This is a genomic window from Pseudomonas sp. Sample_23, assembly GCF_004307595.1.
Lineage (GTDB): Bacteria > Pseudomonadota > Gammaproteobacteria > Pseudomonadales > Pseudomonadaceae > Aquipseudomonas > Aquipseudomonas atacamensis.
The window spans coordinates 499794-524176 of the sequence record NZ_RCNX01000083.1 but is presented as its reverse complement, the minus strand read 5'-3'; the positions used below and the strand labels follow the sequence as shown (position 1 = coordinate 524176).

General features: G+C 60.4%; 20 protein-coding genes. 16 read left to right on the top strand and 4 right to left on the bottom strand.

The window, feature by feature from the left end; genetic code table 11:
* Positions 1 to 165 precede the first annotated feature (165 nt).
* Positions 166 to 1179 carry an ABC transporter substrate-binding protein gene (locus D8U82_RS22375; protein ID WP_130887580.1) on the top strand — a complete coding sequence of 338 codons (1014 nt, stop codon included), beginning with the start codon at positions 166 to 168 and terminating at the stop codon, positions 1177 to 1179.
* A gap of 143 nt (positions 1180 to 1322) precedes the next feature.
* On the opposite strand, the gene D8U82_RS22370 is transcribed toward D8U82_RS22375, so the two are convergent.
* Positions 1323 to 2243: a LysR family transcriptional regulator gene (locus D8U82_RS22370; protein WP_038860809.1), complete on the bottom strand. Its 921-nt coding sequence runs from the start codon at positions 2241 to 2243 to the stop codon at positions 1323 to 1325.
* Positions 2244 to 2425: 182 nt separating this feature from the next.
* Between D8U82_RS22370 and D8U82_RS22365 the strand changes: the two genes are divergently transcribed.
* Positions 2426 to 3346 (top strand): TauD/TfdA family dioxygenase, encoded by a 921-nt coding sequence (locus tag D8U82_RS22365; RefSeq protein ID WP_024011146.1) that lies wholly within the window; start codon positions 2426 to 2428, stop codon positions 3344 to 3346.
* Positions 3347 to 3499: 153 nt separating this feature from the next.
* Here the strand turns inward: D8U82_RS22365 and D8U82_RS22360 are convergent, their stop codons facing one another.
* Positions 3500 to 5116, bottom strand: a complete 1617-nt coding sequence (locus D8U82_RS22360; RefSeq protein WP_130902967.1) for an alkaline phosphatase family protein — start codon at positions 5114 to 5116, stop codon at positions 3500 to 3502.
* A 177-nt stretch (positions 5117 to 5293) separates the two neighbouring features.
* Positions 5294 to 6238: a LysR family transcriptional regulator gene (locus tag D8U82_RS22355; protein ID WP_016772227.1), complete on the bottom strand. Its 945-nt coding sequence runs from the start codon at positions 6236 to 6238 to the stop codon at positions 5294 to 5296.
* Between the two features lie 165 nt (positions 6239 to 6403).
* Here D8U82_RS22355 and D8U82_RS22350 point away from each other — a divergent pair, with 165 nt between their 5' ends.
* The 11 genes from D8U82_RS22350 (at position 6404) to D8U82_RS22300 (ending at position 17671) form a co-directional block, all read left to right on the top strand.
* Positions 6404 to 8764: a TonB-dependent receptor gene (locus D8U82_RS22350; RefSeq protein ID WP_130902966.1), complete on the top strand. Its 2361-nt coding sequence runs from the start codon at positions 6404 to 6406 to the stop codon at positions 8762 to 8764.
* 409 nt (positions 8765 to 9173) lie between these two features.
* A complete protein-coding gene (locus tag D8U82_RS22345) occupies positions 9174 to 9983 on the top strand; it encodes an energy transducer TonB (protein ID WP_130902965.1) in 810 nt (269 codons plus the stop codon).
* Between the two features lie 45 nt (positions 9984 to 10028).
* Complete coding sequence (locus tag D8U82_RS22340; RefSeq protein ID WP_130902964.1) at positions 10029 to 10754, top strand: MotA/TolQ/ExbB proton channel family protein; 726 nt, start codon at positions 10029 to 10031, stop codon at positions 10752 to 10754.
* Between the two features lies 1 nt (position 10755).
* Entirely contained in the window at positions 10756 to 11157 is a 402-nt protein-coding gene (locus D8U82_RS22335) for a biopolymer transporter ExbD (protein WP_007972930.1), read from the top strand.
* Between the two features lie 365 nt (positions 11158 to 11522).
* The gene (locus tag D8U82_RS22330; protein WP_007918704.1) at positions 11523 to 12104 is read left to right on the top strand and encodes an alpha/beta hydrolase; all 582 of its coding nucleotides are present in this window, start codon (positions 11523 to 11525) and stop codon (positions 12102 to 12104) included.
* Between the two features lie 51 nt (positions 12105 to 12155).
* Positions 12156 to 13088 (top strand): sigma 54-interacting transcriptional regulator, encoded by a 933-nt coding sequence (locus D8U82_RS22325; RefSeq protein ID WP_016772223.1) that lies wholly within the window; start codon positions 12156 to 12158, stop codon positions 13086 to 13088.
* 167 nt (positions 13089 to 13255) lie between these two features.
* A complete protein-coding gene (locus D8U82_RS22320) occupies positions 13256 to 14053 on the top strand; it encodes a MetQ/NlpA family ABC transporter substrate-binding protein (protein WP_016772222.1) in 798 nt (265 codons plus the stop codon).
* A 664-nt stretch (positions 14054 to 14717) separates the two neighbouring features.
* Positions 14718 to 15383 carry an amino acid ABC transporter permease gene (locus D8U82_RS22315; protein ID WP_130902963.1) on the top strand — a complete coding sequence of 222 codons (666 nt, stop codon included), beginning with the start codon at positions 14718 to 14720 and terminating at the stop codon, positions 15381 to 15383.
* Entirely contained in the window at positions 15364 to 16023 is a 660-nt protein-coding gene (locus D8U82_RS22310; protein WP_130902962.1) for an amino acid ABC transporter permease, read from the top strand. The genes D8U82_RS22315 and D8U82_RS22310 overlap by 20 nt, the downstream gene beginning before the upstream one ends.
* Positions 16020 to 16802 carry an amino acid ABC transporter ATP-binding protein gene (locus D8U82_RS22305; protein WP_130902961.1) on the top strand — a complete coding sequence of 261 codons (783 nt, stop codon included), beginning with the start codon at positions 16020 to 16022 and terminating at the stop codon, positions 16800 to 16802. Before D8U82_RS22310 ends, D8U82_RS22305 begins: the two co-directional genes overlap by 4 nt.
* Positions 16799 to 17671: a transporter substrate-binding domain-containing protein gene (locus D8U82_RS22300; RefSeq protein WP_039756389.1), complete on the top strand. Its 873-nt coding sequence runs from the start codon at positions 16799 to 16801 to the stop codon at positions 17669 to 17671. The genes D8U82_RS22305 and D8U82_RS22300 overlap by 4 nt, the downstream gene beginning before the upstream one ends.
* A gap of 118 nt (positions 17672 to 17789) precedes the next feature.
* Here the strand turns inward: D8U82_RS22300 and D8U82_RS22295 are convergent, their stop codons facing one another.
* A complete protein-coding gene (locus D8U82_RS22295; protein ID WP_016772216.1) occupies positions 17790 to 18950 on the bottom strand; it encodes an AAA family ATPase in 1161 nt (386 codons plus the stop codon).
* Between the two features lie 146 nt (positions 18951 to 19096).
* Here D8U82_RS22295 and D8U82_RS22290 point away from each other — a divergent pair, with 146 nt between their 5' ends.
* From D8U82_RS22290 to D8U82_RS22280, 3 genes are read left to right on the top strand one after another with little or no spacing between them, the layout of a single operon-like run.
* Positions 19097 to 20200 (top strand): efflux RND transporter periplasmic adaptor subunit, encoded by a 1104-nt coding sequence (locus D8U82_RS22290; RefSeq protein ID WP_024011162.1) that lies wholly within the window; start codon positions 19097 to 19099, stop codon positions 20198 to 20200.
* Positions 20197 to 21261 (top strand): efflux RND transporter periplasmic adaptor subunit, encoded by a 1065-nt coding sequence (locus D8U82_RS22285; protein WP_016772214.1) that lies wholly within the window; start codon positions 20197 to 20199, stop codon positions 21259 to 21261. Before D8U82_RS22290 ends, D8U82_RS22285 begins: the two co-directional genes overlap by 4 nt.
* Positions 21258 to 24320, top strand: coding sequence for an efflux RND transporter permease subunit (locus D8U82_RS22280; protein WP_130902960.1), 3063 nt, complete (start codon positions 21258 to 21260; stop codon positions 24318 to 24320). Before D8U82_RS22285 ends, D8U82_RS22280 begins: the two co-directional genes overlap by 4 nt.
* The last annotated feature ends 63 nt before the right edge of the window (positions 24321 to 24383 follow it).

Genomic DNA, 24383 nt, shown 5'->3' with positions numbered 1-24383 from the left:
AATGCATTCGAAGAATATTTTCGATGCTGTTAATGCATATCGCGCTGCAAGCCGCACACGCCCTCACTTAGGTCATATGGATATAAAAATGTGCATTTATAGTATTTAAGTGAAGGTATGCATCCAGCCTACTTTCGGCTCCTCAGCGATCAAGGAGCCGCACCCATGAACCTTCCCTTCAAACGAATCATCAGCCTGCTGGCCGCCCCGGCGCTTGCAGGCTTTCTTGCGCTTGGCGCCCAAGCCGAAGAACTCAAGGAAATCCGCATCGCCGTGCCCGACCTCAGCGCCGGCACTCAACACAGCGGCGGCGGCATCGTCGATGTGCTGCGCGATCAGCGGATCTTCGAAAAGGCCTTCGCCGAGCAGGGCATCAAGATCCAGTGGAGTTTCTTCAAGGGCGCCGGGCCGGTGATCAATGAGGCGTTTGCCAATGGCCAGGTTGATCTGGCCTATCTCGGCGATCTCGCCGCGATCATCGGCAAATCCAATGGTCTGGACACGCGCCTGCTCAGCGCCACGGCGCGTGGGGTCAAGCAATACCTCGGCGTGGTGCCCGGCTCGGGAATCAAGACCCTGCAGGATCTCAAGGGCAAACGCGTGGCGATCTTTCGCGGAACGGCAACGCAACTGTCGTTCGATGCGGCGCTGGCCAGTCAGGGCCTGAGCGAGAAGGATCTGAAGGTCATCAATCTGGATTTCAACGCGGCGGTCTCGGCGCTCGCGGCCAAGCAGATCGATGCCTCGTGGGGCAGCTCCGCGCTGAGTGCCTTGCAAGCCAAAGGCCTGGCGGAATTGCCGCTCAATACCAAGGACCTTGGCGGCGCTGGCAGCGTGCAGGCGGTGTTGCTGGGTAATGGCAAGTTTGTCGACGCCCATCCTGAGGTCATTGCGAAACTGCTCAAGGCGCAGCAGCAAGCGGTCGAGTGGCTGACGCAGGACAGCAACAAGGATGCGTATGTGCAGCTGGTATCAGGGCTGGCCAGTTATCCGCCGGTGATTCTGGCTCAGGATCTGAAGGATCAGAATCTCAGCGAGATTTTCCCGTCGACACTGGATCCGGTGTTCTTGAGCGGCCTGCAGGACAAGGTCGACCTGGCGGCGCAGCAGAAGCTGATCCGCAAGCCGTTCAAGGTCAGCGATTGGGTGGCGCCAGAGCTTTCTGCAGCCAGGCTTTAGATCTCCAGCGTCTTTCCAGATCGTTCCCACGCTCCGCGTGGGAATGCAGCCGAGGACGCTCCGCGTCCTTTGTGACGCAGAGCGTCACGGGTTTCATTCCCACGCAGAGCGTGGGAACGATCGGCGTGTGCCACGAAGGTTTTTCAGACGGCGACGCTGACGTCCTGCCGATCCACCGCGACCAACGTCTCGATCATTGCCCTCGCCGCCGGCGACAACCGGAATCCGGTGCGGCTGACGATGCCGCAGCGGGCGTTCATGCTTTCGAGGTTCTGCGGCAGGTTGCGCCAGTGCAACAGCACCAGCGAACCCTTGGCGACATCCTCAATAAACGCCTCCTCCGTGCCGACGCCGATTGCATTGGATTGCAGCACCACTTTGACCAGTGCCGGAAAGTGCTCGGTCTCGATGGTCGGCGAGAAATCGATGCGCCCGCTGAGATTCGCCAGCAGCTTGCGAATGCCCGGCGGGATCAGGGTGGCGGCCAGCGGGTAGTCGAACATGTCGTTGGTCGACAGGCTTTCCTTGGCCAGCAACGGATGCCCCGGCCGGCAGAAAAACACCCCGCGCTTGGGCGTCAGCGGTTGCGTCTGGAAATTAGGGTCGGACTCGAAATGGCGGATATCGGCGATGAAGAATTCGATCTCTTCGCGGCTCAGCGCGCGGCTGAGTTTTTCCCAGTTATCCACCTGAAAACAGGTGCGCACTTTCGGATGCGCATTGATGAACTGCGCCACCGCATCCGGCACCAGTTTCACCGCCGGCGCCGGCCCGCAACCAAAATGCACTTCGCCGGCGTCGAGCTTGGTCATTTGCGTCACTTCAGCGCTGAGCAACGCTGCGCCCTGCACCAGGCTCAAGGCATGTTGCAGCACCACCTGGCCCTCGGGCGTGGGGCGCAGATCCTTGTTGCCGCGATCGACCAGCACGCAACCGAACTCCTGCTCCAGCCCCTGAATGCTGCGGCTGAACGCCGGTTGAGTGATGCCCATGGCGTCGGCCGCACGGACAAAACTGCGGTGTTCGTTGAGGGCGATGAAGTAGCGCAACTGGCGAAGATCCATATGCTTTTCCGGCATCCTAAAAATAGCTCGAAGGCATTTGCGACGAGGGTTGCTTGAGGTTTTAAATGCAAGCTCTTATTCCGTCAACGAAGCATGTGAATATCTATTAGATATAAATGGAATATAGATAGAGCGTTGTTTCGCTGCCGCCAAAACCGCAAACCGTCGATGAGGGTCTTCCCATGAGCAATGCTGCACTCGCCGTAAAACCCGTTTCTCACGCGCTGGAAATTCACCCGGTAGCCGGTCGTATCGGTGCCGAAATCCGCGGCGTGCATCTGTCCGGTGAGCTGGACGCCGCCACTGTCGAAGCCATCCAGCAAGCCTTGGTCGAATACAAAGTGCTGTTCTTCCGCGAGCAGACGCAACTCGACGATCAGCGTCAGGAAGCCTTCGCCCATCTGCTTGGCGAACCGGTGGCACACCCGACCGTGCCATCGCGCGAAGGCACCCGTTACCTGCTCGAGCTGGACGGCGCCGAAGGTCAGCGCGCCAACTCCTGGCACACCGACGTGACTTTCGTCGACGCTTACCCGAAAGCCTCGATCCTGCGCTCGGTGGTCGCCCCGGCCTTCGGCGGCGATACGCTGTGGGCCAACACCGCAACGGCATACAGCGGCTTGCCGAGCGAGCTGCGTGAGCTGGCCGACAAACTGACCGCTGTGCACAGCAACGAGTACGACTACGCCGGTGCGAAGCCGGACGTCTCGGCAGAGAAGCTGGAGCGCTATCGCAAAGTCTTCACCTCGACTGTCTACGAAACCGAGCACCCGGTGGTGCGCGTGCACCCGATCAGCGGCGAGAAGAGCTTGCTGCTGGGGCATTTCGTCAAACGCATCAAAGGTTATTCACAGGCAGATTCGGCACACCTGTTCGGTTTGCTGCAGAGCCATGTGATCCGCCAGGAAAACACCGTGCGCTGGCGCTGGCAGGCTGGAGATGTGGCGATCTGGGACAACCGCTCGACGCAGCATTACGCGATTGATGATTACGGCACCCAGGATCGCGTGGTGCGCCGGGTGACGCTCAAGGGCGAGGTGCCAGTGGGGGTGAGTGGGCAGCGAAGTCAGACCATCAAAGGTCCGGATATCGTCGGCGTCTGATTGGCCTCTTCGCGAGCAGGCTCGCTCCCACATTGATCGTTCCCACGCTCTGCGTGGGAATGCCTCAACGGACGCTCTGCGTCCGGTTTTGGGACGCGGAGCGTCCCGGGCTGCGTTCCCACGCGGAGCGTGGGAATGATCATTTGATCACAGCTACCACACACCAATCTGAACAACCTTCTCGGTTTCCGGCTCACCATAACGAAACCGCTGCCCGCGCAAATCGATCTCCGGATGGCTGATCGTCGTCCGTCGCTTCAGCCCGCGCATCCACTCAAACAGATACCCCGCATGCTCCTCGCGCACCGCCGCGTACGCCGGGTCCTCACCCAGATCATTCAGCTCCTGCGGATCATTCAACAGATCAAACAACTGCGGTCTAAACCCGTCGTACGCCAAGTATTTCCAGCGCTCGCTGCGCACCATGGTCATGCGGCAACGGTCGATCGGCTGGCCGAGTCGCTCGCGTGCCGGGGCCTGAAAGGCGTAGTCGTATTCGCTGATTGCATAGCGGCGCCAATCGGGATTTTCCCCGTGCAGCCACGGGATCAATGAACGCCCTTCCAGCCGGTGTTCCGCGCCCGCTAATCCCAACGCTTGAAGAAACGTCGGCAACGCATCAATGGTTTCCGCCAGCCGCTCATCGACAGTGCCGCGAGTGACATCCGCCGCCGCCCGAGGGTCGCGCACGATCAACGGCACGCCCACCGCCTGCTCAAGCAAAAACTCCTTCTCACCGAGCCAATGATCGCCAAGGAAATCGCCGTGATCGCTGGTGAACACGATCAACGTGTCATCCCAACGCCCGTAGCTCTGCAGAAAATCGAACAGCCGCCCCAACTGATCATCCACTTGCTTGATCAGGCCCATGTAGGTGGGGATTACATTCAATCGTACTGAATCGCGGGAGAAGTTGAGGCTTTCCTCATGTTGGCGAAAGGCAATGTATACGGGGTGTTTGCTGGCTGCGGAGGGCGTCGCGCGGACCGCTTCGAGAATCGATTTCGTACTGTACAAGGCGTGGTACGGTGCCGGTACGATGTAGGGCCAATGCGGTTTGATGTACGAGAGGTGTAAACACCAGGATTTCTCGCCTTGCTCGGTGATGAAGTCGATGGCGCGATTTGTAGTGTAGACAGTCTCTGAGTGTTGCTCGGGAATTCGTGCTGGCAAATTCGCATGACGCATTTTCCAGCCGCTGAGGATTTCGCCGTTCTCGCCTTCGGCGGCGTTCGCCCAGTCGTGCCAGGGATTCTTGCCATCGAAGCCCTGCGCGCGCAGGTATTGGGTATAGGGCGCGGATTCGCGCTTGTCGTCGAATGAAGCATCGTCGGGGTAGATGCCGTCGTGGCGCAGATACGGTTCGAAGCCGACCTCATTGAGCAACTCGGCTTGCGCGCTTTGCGGGTTGATCGCCAGACGCTGCAAGGCGTCGACATTGGCCGTCGCATGGGTCTTGCCGACCAGCGCGGTGCGGATGCCGTGAGGTCGCAGGTAATCGCCGATCGTCAATTCATCCAGCGGCAACGGCACCGCGTTCCAGGCCACTTGATGGCTGCTGACATAGCGCCCGGTGTAGGCCGACATCCGCGACGGGCCGCAGATCGTGCCTTGGGTGTAGGCGCGGCTGAAACGCACCCCTTGAGCTGCGAGGCGATCGATGTTCGGTGTGTGCAGATGCGGGTGGCCGTAGCAGGACAGGTAATCGCGGCGCAGTTGATCGCACATGATGTACAGCACGTTGCGCACGGAGTTGGATTGGGTGGGCATGGGGTTCACCGGTCAGTGGGACAGGTGAGGGTTTTCGCTGTCGGTAGAGGTTTTCGGCAAGTGCATTTGGGGAATGGTTTTTATGCAGCGATTGCATCAGCCTCTTCACGAGCAGGCTCGCTCCCACATTTGAAATGCGTATTCCTGTGGAGCGAGCCTGCTCGCGAAGGGGCCAGCTCAGACAGCAAAATTCTCCAGCGAACACACCTCCTCATCCTCCGCATCAACCACTTTGATCTGCTCAATCATCGCTTCGGCCAACGGTGACAGCCGATACCCGGCGCGGCTGACGATGCCGTAGCGGGTGTACAGCTCCTCCAGATCATCGGCCAGGCCTTCGATCTTCAAACAGACCAGCTCACCCTTGGCCAGATGCAGCGCATCGGAATACGCGCCGACAATTCCGATCGCCTCCGAACGCAGCACCACGCTCAACAGCGTCGAACCGTTTTCGCATTCCACATTCGGGGTGAAATCCGGACGACCGCTGAGGTCGACGATGACCTTGCGCAGGTTCGGCGGGCGGATGCTGACCGCCAGTGGATAACTCAGCAATTGCTCGGCAGTGATGCGTTCAAACGCCGTCAGTGGATGCCCGGCGCGGCAGCAGAAATGCCATTTGCGTGCCCGCAAGCGGTAGGTCTGGTAATCCGGATCGGCCTCGAATTGCCGGGTATCGGCGACGAAGAATTCGAACTCTTCGCTGAGCAGGCGTTTGCTCAGGCTCTGCCAGTCATCGACCAGAAACTGTACGCGCGCCTTCGGGTAGCGGCCGATGAATGCGCCGATCGCGCGCGGGATCAATCCGGCGGCTGGCGCCGGCCCGCAACCAAAGCGCAATTCCCCGGCCTCGAGGCCATTGAACTGGCTGATCTCATTGGCCATCTGCTGCGCACCGCTGACCAGTCGCCGCGCATGTTCGAGCAGCACATGGCCCTGTTTGGTCGGCGGCAATTCCTTGCGCCCACGGTCGACCAACTGGCAGCCGACGCTGTGTTCCAGTGCTTGGATGCTGCGGCTGAATGCCGACTGCGACAGGTTCACCGCCTGCGCGCCAGCGACAAAGCTGCGTTGCTCAACCAGAGCGATGAAGTGACGCAATTGGCGCAAGTCGATATGCATTTTTCACATAAAAAATATCCGGGAAATGCATTGGATATGCATTAGGTCGACTCCTTATAAAGGCAATCTCTTATGCAGTAAATATTTGTAAATCCATAAATAAATAACTGAAAAGAATATGCAGCACTGAAGATGTCTGTGTGTTTTTTGACCAGGAGCCGCGCCATGAGTCCGTTGAATCTCGCGTTACCCCCATCTCCCCGACGGCTCAAACGCCTGCCTTTGGCGCTGTTGCTGGCAGGCAGCGCCACCTGGACTCACGGCTATGCCGCCGAAGCCGAAACCCCTCCGCCCGTCCCCGCAGGCACAGCGGCGGCCAGCGGTTCGCAGCTGGAAACCGTGACCGTCACCACGCGCCGCCGCGAAGAAAGTTCGCAAGACGTGCCGACGCCAATGAGCGTGGTCAGTGGGCAGAATCTGGAGACGCAACGGGTTTACCGGATTCAGGACTTGCAGCAACTGGTGCCCAGCGTCAACGTCGCTTACATGCATGCGCGGCAGTCCAGCGTGTCGATCCGTGGCCTCGGTAACAACCCGGCCAGTGATGGCCTGGAAGGCAGCGTTGGCCTGTACATCGACAACGTTTATCTGGGCCGTCCGGGGATGGCGGTGTTCGATCTGATGGACATCGAGCAGCTCGAAGTCTTGCGCGGTCCGCAAGGCACGCTGTTCGGCAAGAACACCACCGCCGGGGTTATCAACATCAGCACCCGCGCGCCCAGTTTCACACCGGAACGCAGTATCGAAACCTCGGTCGGCGAGGACGGTTATTTCCAGACCAAGGGCACGATTTCCGGACCGCTCAACGACCAGCTGGCCGGGCGCTTCTCGGCGTATCGCACGCGCAGTGACGGCGACATCAAGAACGAATACGACGGCCACGACCTCAACGGCGGCTCCCGCGAGGGCTTCCGCGCGCAGCTGTTGTTCAAGCCCAATGAAGATTTCAATCTGCGCTGGATCGGCGATTACAACGAAGAAGATTCCAGCGCCGGCACTCGCGTGTTGTACAACACAGGGCCGACCATCAACGGCGTCAACCTGTATGAATCGCGGGCCAGTGCAGCCGGGGCAACGCTGGTCAACGGCCGGCATCGCAAGGTCAATCTCGATAACGACCAGCACGTCACCGTGCATCAGGGCGGCACGTCGGTGGAAGCCAACTGGACGTTGCCGAGCGACTTCACCCTGACGTCGGTCAGCTCTTATCGTTTCTGGAATTTCACCCCGCGCAACGACGATGGCCTCAACGTGCCGGCCAGTTACAACGCCGGCGTGTCGGTGGAAGACAAACAGTATTCGCAGGAATTTCGCCTGGCCTCGCCCAAGGGTGAGTTCTTCGATTATGTGGTCGGCGCCTACTATTTCGGCTCGGATCTGGACAACAAATCCTTCTCCTATTACGGCCCGCAGGCCGACATCTGGAATGGCACACCGGCGGGCAGCCTGGCCAACGTCACCAGCGTCGGCAACGGCCATATCCAGACCGACAGTTTCGCCCTGTTTGCCCAAGGCACCTGGCACCTGAGCGAACGTCTCGATTTCACCGCCGGGGTGCGTGGCACCTACGAAGAGAAAAACGCTTCGGTCAGCCGCAACGCGCCGGTCGGCGGTGTGGCGGTGGCGGGTGCGGCAGCCAATGCGCGTCGGGGGCGTGCCGGCGTCTACGATTCCGGTGATTTGAATCAGTACAGCTCCAGCCCCTCGGGACTGCTCAACCTGAGCTATCGCATTACCGACGACGTGCTCGGTTACGCGACGCTGTCCCACGGCGAGAAATCCGGCGGGGTCAACCTCGCGGTCGGCTCCGCACCTACCGCTGGCGCCGACTCGTTACTGATCGGCACCGAGCGCGCCAACAACGCCGAACTCGGCTTCAAAAGCACCCTGTGGGATCGCCGCCTGCAACTCAACGCCAACGTATTCTGGACCCAGGTCAACGCCTACCAGACCAACGCCTATGACGCCGCCAACCGCGTGCAATACCTGACCAACGCAGGCTCGGTGCGCTCGCGTGGCATCGAGTTCGAAAGCACCTTGGTGCCGCTGCGTGGCCTGACCCTGAATTTCAACGGCTCGTACAACGACGTCAGCTACCTCTCGTACAAGGATGCACCGTGCCCGCCGGAAGTCAGCCAGGCCCCGGGTGCACCGGCCTCCTGCGATCTCAGCGGCCATCAAGTCGTGGGCGCGTCGAAATGGATCGGCAACGCCAACGGCGAATACAAATGGAATCTGGCTAACGGCTTCGAACCCTACGTCACCGGCAGCTACGCGTTCCGCTCCAAAGCGGTGGGCACGGTCGAGGATTCCGATTACGGGCAGATCCCCAGTTACGCGGTGGTCAACCTTTCCACCGGCCTGCGCGGCGATTTCAATCAGGGCCAGTGGGATGTCTCGCTGTGGCTGAAAAACGCCTTCGACAAAACCTACTACACGACCCTGTGGACCGGCGGTAACGGCGGCTATGAAGGCCTGCTCGGCACGCCACGGACCCTGGGTGTTACAGGACGCTACGACTTCTGATCGGGCTATCAAGGCGCTGATCTGGACATGGCCGTTCAACCAGTCCTCAGCGGCGCCGGCAAGCAGACGCAGCTGATCGACAGCGACGACGGCAATGGCGCATGACGTCGGCAATCAGCGAACCAAAAACAGCCTTTCAAGGCGTTAACGGATGCCGTAGCCGAATACTTTTCATGCCGTAAAAGCATGGCGTTTATGGCAGATCGCTGCAGCCCTTGTAGTGCGCGGCTTCGGTAAAAACGGATGATTTGTATATTCCTTGAGGGCCTATGCATAACGTTAAAGATTGCTTTCGGTGATAAGCGTCCACAGCCAATGATTGCCCCATCGACTACGCCGTGGGGGCTTCAAGAATGGCGGGTCGATCACTTTGGCTCGTAGAACGAAAGAGACCGCAGGGAGTTGAACAATGGGCAATGTCCAGACCGCCGCCAGCGCAGGGGAATTGTTGTGGCGGCACACGCCGAGTGGCGAACTGGTCGATCTTGGCCGGCCGCACCGTGTGCCGTTGGGACAGTTGCGTTTGCAGCGTGCGCCCAAGGGCATTTTGAGTCGGCGCGAAACCCTTCTGCTCGGTGTGCTCGCGTTGATCGTGCACGGTGCAGTGATTTATTGGGTCAGCCAGAAACCGACGCCGGTGCTGCCGGTGGTACCGCCGGAAATTCCGCCGATGACCATCGAGTTTTCACGCCCGGCTCCGCCCGCGCCGCCGGTTGTTGCGCCGCCACCACCGGCGCCCGTGGTCGAGCCACCACCGCCAGTGGAGGACGAGTTGGCGGTGAAACCGCCGCCGCCCAAGCCGATCGCCAAACCCAAACCGGTGGTGAAACTGCCGCCCAAACCCGCGCCGAAGCCGGTAGAGCAGCCGCCGGCGCCAACGAAACCGGCAGCCCCGGTCGCAGCGCCAGCGCCCCCCGCGCCACCGGCACCTGCGCCCGTTACCCCGGCTTCAGCCAATGCGGCATACCTGAAAAACCCGGCGCCGGAATACCCGTCGCTGGCCCAGCGGCGCGGTTGGGAAGGCACGGTGTTGTTACGGGTGCATGTGTTGGCCAGCGGCAAACCGGGCGAGATTCAGATTGCCAAAAGCAGTGGTCGGCAACAGCTCGACGATGCGGCGCTGAATGCCGTCAAGCGCTGGAGTTTCGTCCCGGCCAAGCAGGGTGATGTCGCCCAGGACGGCTGGGTCAGCGTGCCCATCGATTTCAAGATTCATTAAACCGAAACCAAATTCGCGCGAAATGTTTATACGAGGGAACACATCATGACGTTACTGGCATCTCCACTGGAATCCATCGAAAGCGCGGTGATCTGGCTGCTGGTGGTTTTTTCCGTTGCCACTTGGGGCCTGGCGTTGCTCAAGGCTGTGCAGTTCGGTCGTCTGAAAGCGCAGGATCGGCGCTTTCATAAACGCTTCTGGGCAGCTTCGAGTCTGGATGTCGCGGCAGAGTTGAGCGAAACCCAGCCCGGCGCCGCAGCGCGAGTGGCGCAGGCTGGCTATGCAGCGATCCAGGTGGGCGAGGCGCCGCAGGCGAATGATCTGAGCCAGGCGATCAACCATCAGGATCGCCTCGAGCGTGCCTTGCGCCAGCAGATCGTCCGCGAACGGCGTTCGCTGGAAACCGGTCTGGCGGTGGTCGCGAGTATTGGCAGCACCTCGCCGTTCATTGGTTTGTTCGGCACGGTGTGGGGAATCATGGAGGCCTTGAAAGGCATCAGCGCCGCCGGTTCGGCGAGCCTGGAAACGGTGGCCGGGCCGATCGGTGCGGCACTCGTCGCGACTGGCGTGGGGATCGCCGTCGCGGTGCCGGCGGTGCTGGTTTACAACTACTTTCTGCGTCGTCTGAAATTGACCGCGGCGGATCTCGATGACTTCGCCCACGACTTCTACAGCCTGGCGCAGAAGAGCGCGTTCCGCGTGCTGATCCACCCGACCGCACACAAGGTGGCAACGTCGGGCAACGCGGCAAAAGTGAAGGAGGCGTCCTGATATGGCCTTCTCCACGCAAGACACGGATGAGGTGCTCAGCGAAATCAACGTGACGCCGCTGGTAGACGTGATGCTGGTGCTGCTGGTGGTGTTTATCGTCACCGCGCCGCTGCTGACCAACGCGATCCCGATCAACCTGCCGAAGACCGAAGCGGTGGCACCGGTCGAGCAGAAGGATCCGCTGGTGGTGAGCATCGACGGCGCCGGCAAGCTGTTTATCAACAAGGACGAGATTCAGCCCGACTTACTCGAATTCAACCTCAAGTCGGCCAAAGCCAAGGACCCGGAGGTGCGCGTGCAATTGCAGGCCGATGATGGGGTGAATTACGGCGAAGTGGCGCGAGCCATGGCTTCGATCGAACGGGCGGGGATTACCAAGTTGTCGGTGATTACTGCGCGGTAACAGATTTTCGTTTTTCCGGGGCCGTCTCCTTGGCAGGGTGCGGCCCTTTTTTTGCGTTCGGTTTTTGAAAAAGCCCCTCACCCTAGCCCTCTCCCGGAGGGAGAGGGGACTGACCGGGGTGTCTGGCGGCTATACATCGATATGAGAAATCCAATCGAACTCAAGATTTGAAGAACCTGAAGATCGGCTCCCTTTCCCCCCTCGCCCCCTTGGGGGAGAGGGTTGGGGTGAGGGGGAGGAATCTTATGCCCTACACAAATCACATATTCGATACAGGTCTTAATAAATAGCTTCTTATTCCTTAACCAATATAACTCCGCTCCCTATACTCGACCCGGAACAGACACGACGCAGGAGAGCTCCCCATGCGCAACGAATCAATCCGCTACCTGATTGTGCCGGGCTGGCAAGGATCGCCAGAAGATCATTGGCAAAGCCATTGGCAGAACAGCCTGCCAAACAGCGCGCGGGTCGAGCAGGCCGATTGGCTGACGCCGCGCCGTGAGGACTGGGTCGCCGCGCTGGCCGAAGCGATTGCCGCCGACAGCACGCCGGTCATTCTCATCGCTCACAGCCTCGGTTGCATCACCGTTGCCCACTGGGCGGCGACAGCGCCCTTGCAATACCTGCGTCAGGTGCGTGGGGCATTGCTGGTTGCGCCGGCCGACGTCGAGCGTCCTGCCTGTGCGCCGGCACTGCGCAACTTCGCACCGATTCCGACGGACCTGTTGCCATTCCCCAGTCAGGTCGTCAGCTCCGACAACGACGCCGCCGTCAGTGCGCCGCGCGCATTGGAACTGGCGCGCAATTGGGGCGCGGAGGCGGGGATTCTCGCCGGGGCCGGGCACATCAACGTCAAGTCCGGGCATCAGCGTTGGGAGCAGGGATTTGCCTATCTCTATCGCCTGCAAAACCGTCTGGAACATCACGCCCGCCGTCGCGCCTGACCTTACTATTCAACGCCCCCGTCGGCTGGCGGTTTTGGGCGGGAGCCTGCCATGAGTCTCGAAACCTTCGGTCAGCCCTTGTTGACCTTTCCCGATGCGGAAAAAAGCCCCCTGAGCATTCGCGCCAAGGCGTTGGTGTTCGTCGACCCACGCTCGCGGCAATTGCGCGAGGAGTTGGAGCAGTTGGCTCCACGTGCGATTTCAGTGTTGATTCGCGGTGAGACTGGCACCGGTAAAGAGCTGCTCGCCCGGCATATCCACCGCGCCAGTGATCGCAGCGGGCTGTTCGTTTCGGTGAACTGCGGCGCGATCAGCCCGACCTACGCCGACGCCGAACTGTTCGGCTACGCCGCCGGCAGCTACAGCGGTTCGGCCAGCAGCCGCGCCGGCTGGTTCGGTTCGGCCAACGGCGGCACCTTGTACCTGGATGAAATCGGCGATCTGCCGCTGCCAATCCAGATCAAGTTGCTCGCGGCATTGGAAAACCACGAAGTCACCCGCGTCGGTGCGCATCAGCCGAGCCCGGTGGATGTGCGCCTGGTTGCGGCGACCAGCATCGATCTGGCCCAGGCCGTGGACGCCGGAAAATTCCACGAGCGGCTCTATCACTACCTCAGCGAGGGTCATCTGGAGCTGCCGGCGTTGCGCGCGCGCACCGGCGACATCCTCTCGCTGGCCGAGTATTTCCTTGGCATCTACAGCCAGCGTCTCGACTTGCCCGTGCCGCTGATCAGCGAAGCCGCGCAACATGTGCTCGAACAACACAGCTGGCCGGGCAACACTCGCGAACTGGAAAACGTCATCCACTTTGCCCTGCTGGTCAGCACCGGCGACGAAATCCTGCCGGAACATCTGAACCTGCCTGACGCGTCTGCGCCGCAGGTTCAGATCGAACGTCTGGTCAGGCAGACCCATATAGGTGGTAGCAGTGCAGAGCGTAAGGCCTTGAAAGACTGGCTGATTCGCTTGAGCGAGGCGGTGTGAGCGTTTTCTTCAACATGAACAAAATGGAATATGAAGCTGAATAAACGTTATTGTCCGGGAATAAAAAATCCGGGTATTGTCCGCCTCACGCCAGCGATATCACTTCACTGGCACACGTATTAAATGCCGTCGTCGATGACGACCGTGATTTTCGATAAGGACACTGCATGAAAAAGGTTCTGTTGTTTACCGCATTGGCGGCTGCTCTGACGGCTTCTTTCGCCAACGCCGGCGAGAAACTGGTAGTTGCCGCAACGCCGGTGCCCCACGCTGAAATCCTTGAGCTGATCAAACCGACCCTGGCCAAAGAGGGCGTGGATCTGGAAATCAAGGTTTTCACCGACTATGTACAACCGAACGTACAGGTCGGCGAGAAGCGTCTGGACGCCAACTACTTCCAGACCCTGCCGTACCTGAACAGCTTCAACCAGGGTAAATACAAGGATGACAAATCCAAGTACCTGGTGACCGTGCAGGGCGTTCACGTTGAACCGTTCGGTGGTTACTCGAGCAAGTACAAGACTCTGGCTGAGTTGCCGGACGGCGCGACCATCGCCATCCCCAACGAAGGCAGCAACAGCGGCCGCGCCCTGATCCTGCTGCAAAAGGCCGGCCTGATTGAACTGAAAGATCCGAAAAACGCTCTGGCAACGCCGAAAGACATCGCCAAGAACCCGCACAACTTCAAGTTCAAGGAACTGGAATCGGCCCTGCTGCCGCGCGTGCTGAAGGAAGTTGATCTGGACATGATCAACACCAACTACGCGCTGGAAGCCAAGCTGAATCCGCAGAAAGACGCGCTGGTGATCGAAGGTGCTGACTCGCCGTACGTGAACTTCCTGGTTGCCCGTGAGGACAACAAGAACAGCGACGCGATCCAGAAACTGGCCAAGGCCCTGACCAGCCCGGAAGTCAAAGCCTTCATCGAGAAGAAGTACAGCGGCGCGGTGTTGCCGGCGTTCTGATCTGACTTGAGTGAATCTGCTTCAGATGCAAAAACGCCGATGGCCTTGATGGTCATCGGCGTTTTTGTGTGTGCGTTAAAAAGCCCCTCACCCTAACCCTCTCCCAGAGGGAGAGGGAACCGATACGGGGATATTCGAGAGATACGCCGACCTGAACGTATCGCTCTGAATCCAGCATCGCTGAAGCCCAGCCAAGCCATAATCGCCAAGATCTTCCAGGTCGATGTACAACGCGAGACACCTCGGTCGGCCCCCTCTCCCTCCGGGAGAGGGCTGGGGTGAGGGGCTTTTGACTTACGCTGTAGTCTTCAACGCCCGGCGCAACGCCCTCAGCAATTTCACGATGTCCTGCGGATCCAGCCGCTGCGGCACTTTTACGTCCATGTTGTTCTTCCTTGTGGTGAATGGGCCGGAGAGTCTGGCCAAAAGCTGTGGTTCCTTGGAGGTCTTTCGTGGAAAAAAGATCCGTCCTACAGCGCAAAGAAAAATAGCCGTCTTATTCCTTCCCGGCAAACCCACAGGATAGTTTTTTGGGTGATATCAATATGCTTTAAAGGTATTTAAATTATGGTTTTTATACCTATAAAGTCAGTGCCTGCCGGACGGCCATCCGCCGTCCATGGATTGCATCATCGCCGCTTACCAAGCAGCGTCAGGACGCTTCATGACTTTCGACTACGCCTTTATCCTCAGCACTCTGCCGGCTTTTCTCAAAGCCGTCGGCGTGACTCTGCAGGTCGGTTTGATTGCGATCGCCACTTCGCTGTTGGTGGCGCTGCTCAACGCGACGATTCTGGTGTTTCGCACGCCATACCTGCAAAAACTGGTCGGCCTCTACGTAGAGCTGGCGCGCAACACGCCGTTGCTGATTCAGCTGTTCTTCGTCTACTTCGCGTTGCCGGCGGTGGGGATCCAGGTTTCCGGTTTCACTGCGGCAATCATCACCATGACCTTCCTTGGTGGCGCCTACCTCACCGAAGTGCTGCGCGCCGGCATCGATGCGGTGCCCCAGGCGCAACTGGAATCCGGGCGGTCGATTGGCCTGTCCCACGGCCAGTTGCTGCGCTATGTGATCCTGCCGCAGGCGGGGATCCTCAGCTTGCCGTCGCTGTTCGCCAATTTCATCTTCCTGCTCAAGGAAACCACCGTGGTCTCGGCGGTAGCGGTGCCGGAAATCCTCTACACCACCAAAAGCTACATCGCGCTCTACTACAAAACCTACGAAATGCTCGCCGTGCTGACGCTGATCTGCGTGCTGCTGTTCTTGCCGCTGTCGCTGTTGCTCAGCCGTCTGGAAAGGAGGCTCCAGCATGGCCAGTTCGGGTATTGAACTGCTGTGGGTGTCGTTGCCGCAACTGGCAAAAGGCGCCGGGCAAACGTTGTCGATCTCGTTTCTGAGCATCGCCATCAGCACGATCGGCGGTGTGTTCTACGGTGTGTTGCGCACGTTGAACGTCACGTGGCTGAACGCGATTCTGCGCATCTATCTGGAGCTGTTCCGGGCAATTCCGGTGCTGGTCTGGTTGTATCTGCTGTTCTTCGGTCTGCCGATTTTCTTCGGCCTGAGCCTGCCGAGCTTCTGGTGCGCGGTGCTGGTGCTGTCGCTGTGGGGCGCCAGCGAAGTTGGCGAGGTAGCGCGCGGTGCGCTGCATTCGTTGCCGCGCGGACAGCGTGAAGCGGGGCTGTCGATCGGCCTCAATGCGGCCCAACTCTATGGCTACGTGCTGCTGCCGCAAGCGCTCAAGCGCATGACGCCGCCGACCATCAATGTCTATACGCGGATCATCAAGACCAGTTCCCTGGCGGTGCTGATTGGCGTGGTGGATGTGATCAAGGTCGGCCAGCAGATCATCGAGCGCACCTACGAATCGGTACTGATTTACGGTGCGCTGTTCCTGTTTTTCTTTTTCATCTGCTACCCGCTTTCGGCCGCTTCGCGCGTGCTGGAGCGGCGCTGGACGCAAGCATGAGCGCACTGATCGAGTTTCACGGGTTCAACAAATTCTATGGCGCGCAGCAGGTGCTCGATGGCATCGACCTGCAAGTGCAGAGCGGCGAAGTGCTCGTCATTCTTGGTCCCAGCGGTTGCGGCAAAAGTACTTTGCTGCGTTGCCTCAATGGTCTGGAAGAGGCCCACAGCGGCAGCCTGAAATTCCTCGACCGAGAGCTGTTGGACAAGGCCACTGACTGGCGCGAAATTCGCCAGCAGATCGGCATGGTGTTCCAGAGTTATCACCTGTTCCCGCACATGAGCGTGCTCGACAATCTGCTGCTCGGCCCGCTCAAGGTGCAGAAGCGTCAGCGCCGCGAAGCGCAACAGCAGGCTGAAGCCCTGCTTGAGCGTGTTGGCCTGCTGGACAAGCGCGATGCTTTCCCGCGTCAGCTCTCCGGCGGCCAGCAGCAACGCATCGCCATTGTTCGCTCGCTGTGCATGAATCCACGGGTCATGCTCTTCGACGAAGTCACCGCCGCCCTCGACCCGGAAATGGTCAAGGAAGTACTTCAAGTCATTCAGGGCCTGGCCCGCGAAGGCATGACCCTGTTGATCGTCACCCACGAAATGGCCTTCGCCCGCGCGGTGGCCGACCGCATCGTGTTCATGGATGCCGGGCGCATCCTCGAACAATCCGCACCCGAGATTTTCTTTACGAACCCGCAAACCGCACGCGCGCAGCAGTTTCTTGAGAAGTTCTCCTTCGTTGCCACATCGCCAGAATCGAATCCGAAAAAGGAACTGGAACTGCTATGAAAACTGCCGCTTTGTTACTGCCCCTGCTCAGCCTCGCCTTGCTTGCCGGTTGCGGTAAGACCGAAGAGCCACCAAAGCCGAAAGTCGCCAGCGAAAGCGCCGCGCCGGCCGGTTATCTGGACAAGATCAAGGCCCGCGACAAATTGATCGTTGGTGTATTTACCGACAAGCCCCCGTTCGGTTTCGTCGATGAGGCCGGGCGTTACGTCGGCTTCGACACCGACATTGGCCGGCGCTTCGCCAAAGATCTGCTCGGCGACGAAAACAAGGTCGAGTTCGTCGCCGTCGAGCCGGCCAGTCGCATTCCGTTTTTGCAGAGCGACAAGGTCGACCTGATCCTCGCCAACATGACCGTCACCCCGGAGCGCAAGGAGGCGGTGGAATTCACCAACCCGAACCTCAAGGTCGCCGTGCAGGCGCTGGTGCCGCAGGGCAGTTCAGTGAAAAAACTGGATGATCTGGCGACGCGCACCACGATTGTCACCACCGGCACCACCGCGGATATCTGGCTGACCAAGAACCACCCGGACTGGAAACTGCTCAAGTTCGAGAAAAACTCCGAGTCGCTGCAAGCCCTGGCCAATGGTCGTGGCGATGCCTATGCGCAGGACAATCTGGTGCTGTTCAGCTGGGCCAAGCAGAACCCGGGGTATCGCGTGCTCGAGGAAAAGCTCGGAGCCGAGGCGCCGATTGCGCCGGCAGTGAAAAAGGGCAATCTCGAGTTGCGTGATTGGGTCAACAGCGAATTGGCCAAATTGGGCGAGGAGAAGTACCTGCTCAAGCTGTATGACCAATATGTGCGCAAAGAACTGAGTGATGACACCCGGCCCGAGAGTGTGATTGTTGAAGGGGGCAAGTGGCAGGGGTGATTGCCTGTTGATCGTTCCAACGCTCTGCGTGGGAATGCCTCCAGGGACGCTCCGCGTCCAGTGACGCAGAGCGTCACGGGCTGCATTCCCACGCAGAGCGTGGGAACGATCGAATGGGCTAGTCTGGCCAATGCCACGCCGGCTCATCCAGCACCCGCTGCCCGACAATCCCGGTCTGTCCCAGCGTCTTCTCCAGCACGATGCAATTGCATTCCGGGTCTTCCTGCAACGCCGAGATCAGTCGCCGTGCATGTGACACCACCCACACCTGACACTGCTCCGAAGCGCGAATGATCAGCCTTGCCAGCGCCGGCAGCAGGTCCGGGTGCAGGCTGGTTTCCGGTTCGTTGAGCACCATTAGTGTCGGCGGTCGCGGTGTCAGCAACGCCGCAACCAGCAGCAGATAGCGCAAGGTTCCGTCTGACAATTCCGCCGCCGACAATGGCCGCAACAAGCCTTCCTGATAAAACTCGATAGCGAAGCGTCCACCGGCCAACGGCGCGATTTTCAGTCGCGCGCCGGGAAACGCATCGCTGATCGCCGCTGTTAACGCCTGCGGATCGCCAATCTCGATAATCGTCTGCAAGGCCGCCGCCAGATCGCGGCCGTCGTGGTGCAGCACCGGCGTGCGAGTGCCCAGTTGCGGCTGACGCACCGGCGCGTCGGCATCGCTGCGAAAGTGATCATAAAAGCGCCAGCGGCGGATGAATTCGCGCATCTGGAATACTTCTGGCGAGCTGCGCAGATTGCCGACCTGGTCGAACAGGCTGTCGAAGTTCGGCGTGTGTTGCGCCAGCACATCCCAGGCGCGACCTTCGCGGGCGCGGATCATCGGACCGTTGCGATCGACCAGCAGGCTCGCCGGGCGAAACACCGGGCCGGCCCAGATGCACTCACGCTTGATCTCCGGGTCGAGGGCAAAGCATGAAGTGCTTGGCTCCGGCAGGCCCAGGCCGATGGCGTAGCTGAAATCCTCGCCGGCGAATCCCAGTCGCAACCTTTTCACGCCGTGGCGCACCGTCGGCTCGATCGCTACCTCACCGTTGCGCATGCGTCGACTGATGGTTTCCGGTCCGGCCCAGAACGTCGAGTCCAGCCCGCCTTCACGCGCCAGCGCATTGACCACGCCGCCCTGGGCGGTTTCCGCCAGCAGGCGCAAGGCGCGATAGAGGTTGGACTTGCCGCTGCCGTTGGGCCCGGTAATCAGGTTCAGGCGCCCGAGCGGAATCACCAGTTTGTTGATCGAGCGGTAATTGGCCACCGCCAGGGTGTTGAGCATGAAATCCTTCTCCGGGTCACTGCGATACGCGGGCAGCATACCTTTAATGAGATAAATCTGGTGTTGGCGCCCGCAACCGTGGAACCCTGTTCTAAGCTCTGAAGTCGTATCGTCTCGACAGCAGCATTTAAGGCCAAGGAGTGTGCATGGCGGGTCCCGGATTGAAAGTGCTGATGGCCGTGAGCGCCATGGCGTTGCTCACCGCATGCGGCGACAAGAAACCTGCTCAGGAATACTTGCCACGGGTCTTTGTGCAAGAGGTCGAACCGGCCAACTACGCCGCCGCGGTGACCCTCACCGGTGATGTGCAGGCGCGGGTGCAGACCCAGTTGTCATTCCGCGTCGGCGGCAAGATCATCCAGCGCATGGTCGATGTCGGCGACCGCGTCACGGCCAAGCAGGTGCTGGCCAAACTTGATCCGAAAGATCTGCAGACCAACGTCGATTCCGCTCAGGCCCAGGTCGTCGCCGAACAGGCCCGCGTGAAGCAAGCGGCAGCCGCTTTCGTGCGTCAGCAAAAACTCCTGCCCAAGGGCTACACCAGCCAGAGCGAATACGATTCGGCACAAGCCGCGCTGCGCAGCAGTCAGAGCGCATTGAGCGCGGCGCAGGCGCAGCTGGCCAACGCCAAGGACCAGCTCAGCTACACCGCACTGATCGCCGATGCACCCGGGGTGATCACCGAGCGCCAGGCCGAAGTCGGCCAAGTGGTGCAGGCCACCGCGCCGATTTTCAGCCTCGCCCGCGATGGCGACCGCGACGCGGTGTTCAATGTCTACGAATCGCTGCTGGCCGAGCGGCCGTCCGATCGCTCGATCGTGGTCAGCCTGCTCGACAACCCCGAGATCAAAACCACCGGTACCGTGCGTGAGATCACGCCATCGGTGTCGGCGCAATCGGGCACCGTGCAGGTCAAGGTCAGCCTCGACAAGCTGCCGCCGGGCATGCAGCTCGGTTCGGTGGTCAGTGCCACCGCCAAGGGCACCGGCAAATCGGCGGTGGAACTGCCCTGGTCGGCGCTGACGAAAAACATCAGCGACCCGGCGGTATGGCTGGTCGATGACAAGGGTGAAGCGCAACTGCACACGGTCACGGTCGGCCGTTACCTGACCGGCAAAGTGATCATCAGCGAAGGCCTCAAGGGCGGCGAGAAAGTCATTGTCGCCGGCGGGCAACTGTTGCACCCCGGCATGAAAGTCGAGATTGCCGAAAACACCTACAAGGATCTGCAACCGGGAGCGCAGCCATGAAGCGCTTCGGCCTGTTGTGCATGGCGTTGCTGCTGGGCGCCTGCTCGGAAAAGGAAACCCCGCCGGAACCGGTACGTCCGGTGCTGTCGGTCACGGTCAAAGCCCTCAACGAAGAAAGCCTCGGACGCTTTGCCGGCAGCATTCAGGCGCGTTATGAGAGCAACACCGGTTTCCGCGTCGGTGGGCGCATCGCCAGCCGCAACGTCGATGTCGGCGCCGAGGTGCAGAAGGGCACCTTGCTCGCCACTCTCGACCCATCCGACCAGCAGAACCAGTTACGTTCGGCGCAGGGCGATCTGGCGAGAATCCAGGCGCAACTGATCAACGCCCAGGCCAATGCACGTCGTCAGCAAGCGCTGTTCGATCGCGGCGTCGGTGCGCAGGCGCAACTGGACGTCGCCAATACCGATCTGAAAACCACTCAGGCCTCGCTTGATCAGGCTCGGGCGGCGGTCAGCCAGAGCAAGGATCAACTGAGCTACACCGAGCTGCGCTCCGATCACAAAGCTGTGGTCACCGCGTGGAACGCCGAAGCCGGGCAAGTGGTAACTGCCGGGCAACAAGTGGTGACGCTGGCGCAACCGGACATCAAGGAAGCGGTGATCGATCTGCCCGATACCCTGGTCGATCAGTTGCCCAGCGACGTGGTGTTCTCGGTGGCTGCGCAGCTCGACCCGAGCATCAACACCACGGCGATCATCCGCGAGATCGAGCCCCAGGCACAAAGCGCCACGCGCACCCGCCGCGCACGCCTGACCCTGTCGGAAACGCCGGACGGTTTCCGCCTCGGCACCGCGATCAGCGTGACCCTCAGCTCGGCGATCAAGCCGCGCATCGAACTGCCGCTGACGGCGTTGCAGGAAATCGACGGCAAAACCCGCATCTGGGTGATCGATACGCAAAACAAAACCGTCAACCCGCGCGACGTCAGCGTGGTCAGCCGTGGCGACAACAGCGTGGTGCTGGCCGGTGGCGTGCAGAATGGCGAGCGCGTGGTCAGCGCCGGCGTCAACAGTCTCAAACCCGGACAATCGGTAAAACTTGACGAGGACAGTCAATGAAAGGCTCTTTCAACCTCTCCGAATGGGCCCTCAAGCACCAGTCTTTCGTGTGGTACCTGATGTTCGTCGGGCTGCTGATGGGGGTGTTTTCGTACTTCAATCTCGGCCGCGAAGAAGACCCGTCGTTCACCATCAAGACCATGGTGATCCAGACCAAATGGCCGGGCGCGACCCAGGAAGAAACCCTCAAGCAGGTCACCGACCGCATCGAGAAAAAACTCGAAGAGCTCGATTCCCTCGACTACGTGAAAAGCTACACCCGCCCCGGCGAATCGACGGTGTACGTGTACCTGCGCGACACCACCAGCGCTGAGGACATTCCGCAAATCTGGTACCAAGTGCGCAAGAAGATCGACGATATTCGCGGCCAGTTTCCCCAGGGCATTCAGGGGCCGGGATTCAACGACGAGTTCGGTGACGTGTACGGCTCGGTCTACGCCTTCACCGCCGATGGCCTGACCATGCGTCAGTTGCGCGATTACGTGGAACAGGCGCGCGCAGAAATACGCAGCGTGCCGGGGCTGGGCAAGATCGAAATGGTCGGCCAGCAGGACGAAACGATCTACCTGAACTTCTCCACGCGCAAACTCGCCGCACTGGGTATCGACCAGCGCCAAGTGGTGCAGAGCCTGCAATCGCAGAACACAGTGACTCCGGCCGGGGTGATCGAGGCGGGGCCGGAGCGGATCTCCGTGCGCACCTCGGGCCAGTTCGAGTCGGAGAAGGATCTGGCCGAGGTCAATCTCAAACTCAACGATCGCTTCTATCGTCTGGCCGACATCGCCGAGATCAGCCGTGGCTACGTCGATCCGGCGACACCGGAATTCCGCTTCGACGGCAAACCGGCGATCGGCCTGGCGATTGCCATGCAGAAGGGCGGCAACGTTCAGGAATTCGGAAAGGCGCTGCACGAGCGCATCGACCAGCTCACCGCTGACTTGCCTGTCGGCGTCGGCGTGCACACCGTTTCCGATCAGGCGGTGGTGGTGGAAGAGGCCGTCGGCGGTTTCACCAGCGCGCTGTTCGAAGCGGTCATCATCGTGCTGGTGGTGAGTTTCATCAGCCTCGGCGTGCGCGCCGGTCTGGTGGTGGCCTGCTCGATTCCGCTGGTGCTGGCCATGGTCTTCGTGTTCATGGAATACAGCGGCATCACTATGCAGCGGATTTCCCTCGGCGCGCTGATCATTGCCCTCGGCCTGCTGGTGGACGACGCGATGATCACCGTGGAAATGATGGTTACGCGCCTGGAAATGGGCGAGAGCAAGGAGCAGGCGGCGACGTTCGCCTACACCTCGACGGCATTCCCGATGCTTACCGGTACGCTGGTGACTGTCGCCGGTTTTGTGCCCATCGGCCTCAACGCCAGTTCGGCGGGTGAATATACGTTCACGCTGTTCGCGGTGATCGCGGTGGCGATGATCGTCTCGTGGGTGGTCGCGGTGTTCTTCGCACCAGTGATCGGCGTGCACATCCTCAGCGACAAGGTGAAAGCCCACGATGCCGAGCCGGGTCGCGTCGGTCGCGCCTTCAACGGTGGTCTGTTGTGGGCCATGCGCAATCGTTGGTGGGCGATCGGCGTCACCGTGCTGTTGTTCGTGCTGGCGGTGTTCTGCATGCGTTTCGTGCAGAACCAGTTCTTCCCCGCTTCCGACCGCCCGGAAATTCTCGTCGACCTGAACCTGCCGCAAAACGCCTCGATCGACGAAACCCGCAAAGCGGTGGACAAGCTCGAAGCGACGCTCAAGGGCGACCCGGACATCGTGCGCTGGAGCACTTACATCGGTCAGGGCGCGATCCGTTTCTACCTGCCCCTTGATCAGCAATTGCAGAACCCGTACTACGCGCAGCTGGTGATCGTCAGCAAGGACTTCGAAGCCCGCGAGGCACTCAGCCAGCGCTTGCGTGAGCGGCTGCACAAAGACTTCGTCGGCATCGGCAGCTACGTGCAGGCTCTGGAAATGGGCCCGCCGGTGGGGCGTCCGATTCAGTATCGAGTCAGCGGCAAAGATGTCGATCAGGTGCGCAAACATGCCATCGACCTGGCCACTGAACTGGACAAGAACCCGCACATCGGCGAGATCATCTACGACTGGAACGAGCCGGGCAAAGTCCTGCGCATCGACATCGCCCAGGACAAGGCGCGGCAACTCGGGCTGTCCTCAGAAGATGTGGCCAACTTGATGAACAGCATTGTCAGCGGCTCGCCGTTGACCCAGGTCAATGACGACATCTACCTGATCAACGTGGTCGGTCGCGCTGTGGATTCCGAACGCGGCACGCCGGAAACCCTGCGGAACCTGCAGATCGTCACGCCGAGCGGCACCTCGATTCCGCTGCTGGCGTTCGCCACCGTGCGCTATGAACTGGAACAACCGCTAGTCTGGCGTCGCGACCGCTTGCCGACCATCACCATCAAGGCCTCGGTGCGCGACGAGATTCAGCCGACCGATCTGGTGAAATTGCTCAAGCCGTCGATCGACGCTTTTGCCTCGAAGCTGCCGGTCGGCTACAAGGTCGCCACCGGCGGTACGGTCGAGGAAAGCGGCAAGGCCCAGGGACCGATTGCCAAGGTGCTGCCGCTGATGCTGTTCCTCATGGCGACGTTCCTGATGATCCAATTGCACAGCGTGCAGAAGATGTTCCTGGTCGCCAGTGTCGCGCCGCTGGGGTTGATTGGTGTGGTCCTGGCGCTGGTGCCGACCGGCACGCCGATGGGCTTCGTGGCGATCCTCGGGATTCTCGCGCTGATCGGCATCATCATCCGCAACTCGGTGATTCTGGTGACGCAGATCGATGAGTTCGAGCAGAAAGGCTATGCGCCGTGGGACGCCGTGGTCGAAGCCACCGAACACCGGCGCCGGCCGATCCTGCTGACCGCAGCGGCAGCGAGCATGGGCATGATCCCGATCGCCCGCGAAGTGTTCTGGGGGCCGATGGCTTACGCAATGATTGGTGGCATCGTCGTGGCGACGCTGCTGACGCTGTTGTTTCTGCCGGCGCTGTATGTGGCCTGGTACAAGATTCGCGAACCGCAGAAGGATGAAAAGCCGGCGCAGTGAGATAGCCCCTGCGATCTTTGGGAAAGGTCTGACTTACAGGGTGAGCGGACTGCGCTAACGTCC

Bases quoted from the DNA above. Each gene is read 5' to 3' on its own strand.
- D8U82_RS22320 (WP_016772222.1), top strand. From the start codon at position 13,256: ATGAAAAAGGTTCTGTTGTTTACCGCATTGGCGGCTGCTCTGACGGCT.
- D8U82_RS22355 (WP_016772227.1), bottom strand. From the start codon at position 6,238: ATGCATATCGACTTGCGCCAATTGCGTCACTTCATCGCTCTGGTTGAG.
- D8U82_RS22315 (WP_130902963.1), top strand. From the start codon at position 14,718: ATGACTTTCGACTACGCCTTTATCCTCAGCACTCTGCCGGCTTTTCTC.
- D8U82_RS22305 (WP_130902961.1), top strand. From the start codon at position 16,020: ATGAGCGCACTGATCGAGTTTCACGGGTTCAACAAATTCTATGGCGCG.
- D8U82_RS22280 (WP_130902960.1), top strand. From the start codon at position 21,258: ATGAAAGGCTCTTTCAACCTCTCCGAATGGGCCCTCAAGCACCAGTCT.
- D8U82_RS22335 (WP_007972930.1), top strand. From the start codon at position 10,756: ATGGCCTTCTCCACGCAAGACACGGATGAGGTGCTCAGCGAAATCAAC.
- D8U82_RS22340 (WP_130902964.1), top strand. From the start codon at position 10,029: ATGACGTTACTGGCATCTCCACTGGAATCCATCGAAAGCGCGGTGATC.
- D8U82_RS22330 (WP_007918704.1), top strand. From the start codon at position 11,523: ATGCGCAACGAATCAATCCGCTACCTGATTGTGCCGGGCTGGCAAGGA.
- D8U82_RS22370 (WP_038860809.1), bottom strand. From the start codon at position 2,243: ATGGATCTTCGCCAGTTGCGCTACTTCATCGCCCTCAACGAACACCGC.
- D8U82_RS22365 (WP_024011146.1), top strand. From the start codon at position 2,426: ATGAGCAATGCTGCACTCGCCGTAAAACCCGTTTCTCACGCGCTGGAA.
- D8U82_RS22285 (WP_016772214.1), top strand. From the start codon at position 20,197: ATGAAGCGCTTCGGCCTGTTGTGCATGGCGTTGCTGCTGGGCGCCTGC.
- D8U82_RS22290 (WP_024011162.1), top strand. From the start codon at position 19,097: ATGGCGGGTCCCGGATTGAAAGTGCTGATGGCCGTGAGCGCCATGGCG.
- D8U82_RS22350 (WP_130902966.1), top strand. From the start codon at position 6,404: ATGAGTCCGTTGAATCTCGCGTTACCCCCATCTCCCCGACGGCTCAAA.
- D8U82_RS22345 (WP_130902965.1), top strand. From the start codon at position 9,174: ATGGGCAATGTCCAGACCGCCGCCAGCGCAGGGGAATTGTTGTGGCGG.
- D8U82_RS22310 (WP_130902962.1), top strand. From the start codon at position 15,364: ATGGCCAGTTCGGGTATTGAACTGCTGTGGGTGTCGTTGCCGCAACTG.
- D8U82_RS22300 (WP_039756389.1), top strand. From the start codon at position 16,799: ATGAAAACTGCCGCTTTGTTACTGCCCCTGCTCAGCCTCGCCTTGCTT.
- D8U82_RS22325 (WP_016772223.1), top strand. From the start codon at position 12,156: ATGAGTCTCGAAACCTTCGGTCAGCCCTTGTTGACCTTTCCCGATGCG.
- D8U82_RS22295 (WP_016772216.1), bottom strand. From the start codon at position 18,950: ATGCTCAACACCCTGGCGGTGGCCAATTACCGCTCGATCAACAAACTG.
- D8U82_RS22360 (WP_130902967.1), bottom strand. From the start codon at position 5,116: ATGCCCACCCAATCCAACTCCGTGCGCAACGTGCTGTACATCATGTGC.
- D8U82_RS22375 (WP_130887580.1), top strand. From the start codon at position 166: ATGAACCTTCCCTTCAAACGAATCATCAGCCTGCTGGCCGCCCCGGCG.